Below are 2,462 nucleotides of genomic sequence, written 5' to 3' on the forward strand. Positions count from 1 at the left end.
GACGGAACCTGACGATCCGCTGGCGGCACTGCGCGCGCAGGCACAGACCTTGCCTGCGGCCTTCATGACGTCGCTCACCACCGCAATCGCCTTTCTCAGCCTTCTGGTGGTGCAGGCCCCCGCGCTTTCGCACCTGTCACTGGCAGGTGCCGCGGGCATGGCGCTGACCTTCGCGGCGGTGGCGCTCAGCTTTCCGTTGCTGTTCTCGATTTTCGGGGCGCAACAAAGCGAGTTGCGCAAGAACCTGCCGCGGTTTGTGCGCCCGCTTTCGCTGGCCAAGGCGGCTTTGGGTATGCCGCGGCGCGTGGTAGCCGTGACGGTCGTGCTCATTGCGGTGCTGATTGCGATGGAAACGCAGGTGACCACCTCTTTCAGCATGACCGAATACCTGCCGCGCAAGACCGATGTGGGCATGACGCTTGACGATCTTGCGGCTGCGGGGCTTGCCTCGGACAGTATTCAGGTGATCGTGACCGACGCAGATGGCGTGCCGGGCGTATCCGAAGCCGACCGCACCCGGCTTTCACTGGTGGCCACCGAAATCTATGGCGAAGGCGCGGGCGATGCCAACGCGCTTTCGGCATGGGCCGAGGCCGGGGCCGGCACCCCGCTGATGCGCCGCTTCATTGCGCAAGACGGGCTGGCCTATGCGCTGCCACTGGCGATGGCGGTGCAGCGCGATGGCAGCGACAACCTCAAGAACGCGCGCAACCAGCTAGAGGCACGATTTGCGGAACTGGGGCTCGCGGGCCAAGTGGTGCTGCGCAGCTACAGCCTTGTCATGGTCGAAGTGCTTCCGGGGTTAATCGGCAAGCTCAGACTGGGCTTTTACCTCTCGATTCTGGCCATCACCGGGTTGATCTGGGCAATGCTCGGCTCGGCACGGCTGGCGGCGGTTTCGGTGCTGCCGAACGTAATTCCTATTCTCTGCGTCGATGCGTTCTTGTTGCTGACAGGCCAGCAGGTCACGCTGACCTCGGCCATTGCCACCACCGTCGCCTTTGGTATCGCAGTGGATAATGGCATCCACCTTCTCAACCGCTTCCGCCTTGCGCCGACGGGTTCGGTCGCGGCGCGGTTGAACTATGCATTGGACCATTCTGCGCCACCGATCATTACCACCACGCTCTTGTTACTGGGGGGCTTTTCGGTGGTGCTCTTGTCCTCGATGCCCTCAGTGGCCACCTTTGGTGTGCTGGTAGGGCTGGCACTTGTGCTGGCAATGCTGTCCTCCGTCCTGCTGTTGCCGGGCCTTGTGCGTTGGAGCCTGAAATGACCGCCGCTACCCGCCTTTCGCTTGCCATGCTTCTGTCCACCCTTGCCGCGGGCGGGGCTTGGGCCGAAGCGTCGCTAGACCTTGCAACGATCGGCGGCGATTGGCAGGGCGCAGGCAGCTATGCCCGCGGCACCGACGAGCCGGGGCGGATCAGGTGCAAAATCAGCATTTCCGACACTGCCCGCGGCACCACGCTGGTCGAAGGGCGCTGCGCCACGGCTGAAGGCTCGGACGTATTCGGGCTAGAGGTGAGCGAGGGCGAGAACGGCCAGATCAGCGCCCAGAACCGCATGGACCCGCCCGGCAACCTGCCCGTGCTGCTGGAAGGCACGCTGGCGGACGGGATCTTGGTCTTGCAGGGCGAAGGCATTGCGGCGCTGGAAATGCGCCTTGAAGACGATGCGCTGACGCTTGCCATCGTTTCGGGCGCAGAGGCGCGCCCCGGGCGGATGGATGTGCGCCTGACGCGTGCTGCACCCTAACCGATCAGCACCACAAGCCACGCAGCCCCGCCCGCGATTGCCGACAAGGCCACCGCCGCCGATCCGCAATCTTTTGCCTTGCGCGCGAGCGGGTGAGATTCAAGCGAGATGTAATCAACCGCTGTCTCGATCCCGGTGTTCATCAGCTCGGCTGCCAAAAGCACAAAGCCCAGCCCGATGATGACCGCGCGTTCGGCAGGCTCGATATCCAGCCAGCACGCCAACGACACCGAGATCGCCTGCACCAAGGTCCACTGCCGAAGCGTCTTTTCGCTGGCCCAAGCCGCAACCCAGCCCTGCAACGACCAGATCACCGTATTGCGGAATCGCCGTCCTTCGGCACTGAGTATTTGCAGCATGGCGGCCCTCCCCCTCCCCCAAATGGTGCAGTCATGTCGCGCAGAATATGCGAGCATTTCGCGCAGCGCCAGATGCTTGCGCCCAGCCCAAGGTCAGCTTGACGAGCGCAGCTTGGCCAACAGGCGCGCGTTGCGGCACCAGTCAGGGGCCGTCATGGCGCGCTCGGCCCTCGCCTCGGACAGAAACGCAAGACAGCCGTGCACGCCCGAGCAATTGCGGCAGCGTGCCACCATCTCGGCCAAGTCGCCGCGCGAAATCACCCCGTCCGCGATCAATTCGTTCAGGTTGACCCCGTGCCGGCGCGCCATGCCTCGGGTTATCCAGAAATGCAGGTCGGTGTTTCC

4 protein-coding genes are annotated in these 2,462 nt (G+C 64.1%); 2 read left to right on the forward strand and 2 right to left on the reverse strand.

Translation table 11 applies throughout. From position 1 onward, the window contains the following. A partial coding sequence (locus tag ABY403_RS15715; RefSeq protein ID WP_372841758.1) for a hypothetical protein occupies positions 1-1,276 on the forward strand: 1,276 nt, incomplete at its 5' end. Then, entirely contained in the window at positions 1,273-1,758 is a 486-nt protein-coding gene (locus tag ABY403_RS15720) for a hypothetical protein (RefSeq protein WP_372841759.1), read from the forward strand. The genes ABY403_RS15715 and ABY403_RS15720, both read left to right, overlap by 4 nt. Here ABY403_RS15720 and ABY403_RS15725 read toward each other — a convergent pair. After that, complete coding sequence (locus ABY403_RS15725; protein ID WP_372841760.1) at positions 1,755-2,117, reverse strand: diacylglycerol kinase; 363 nt, start codon at positions 2,115-2,117, stop codon at positions 1,755-1,757. The two genes, ABY403_RS15720 and ABY403_RS15725, sit on opposite strands and share 4 nt — an antisense overlap. Positions 2,118-2,210: 93 nt before the next feature. Then, positions 2,211-2,462 (reverse strand): DUF6455 family protein (locus ABY403_RS15730; protein ID WP_372841761.1); only part of this gene is annotated, 252 nt, incomplete at its 5' end.

Origin of the sequence: Phaeovulum sp. (genome assembly GCF_041596715.1) — a bacterium.
In the GTDB taxonomy this organism is placed as follows: Bacteria; Pseudomonadota; Alphaproteobacteria; order Rhodobacterales; family Rhodobacteraceae; genus UBA6213.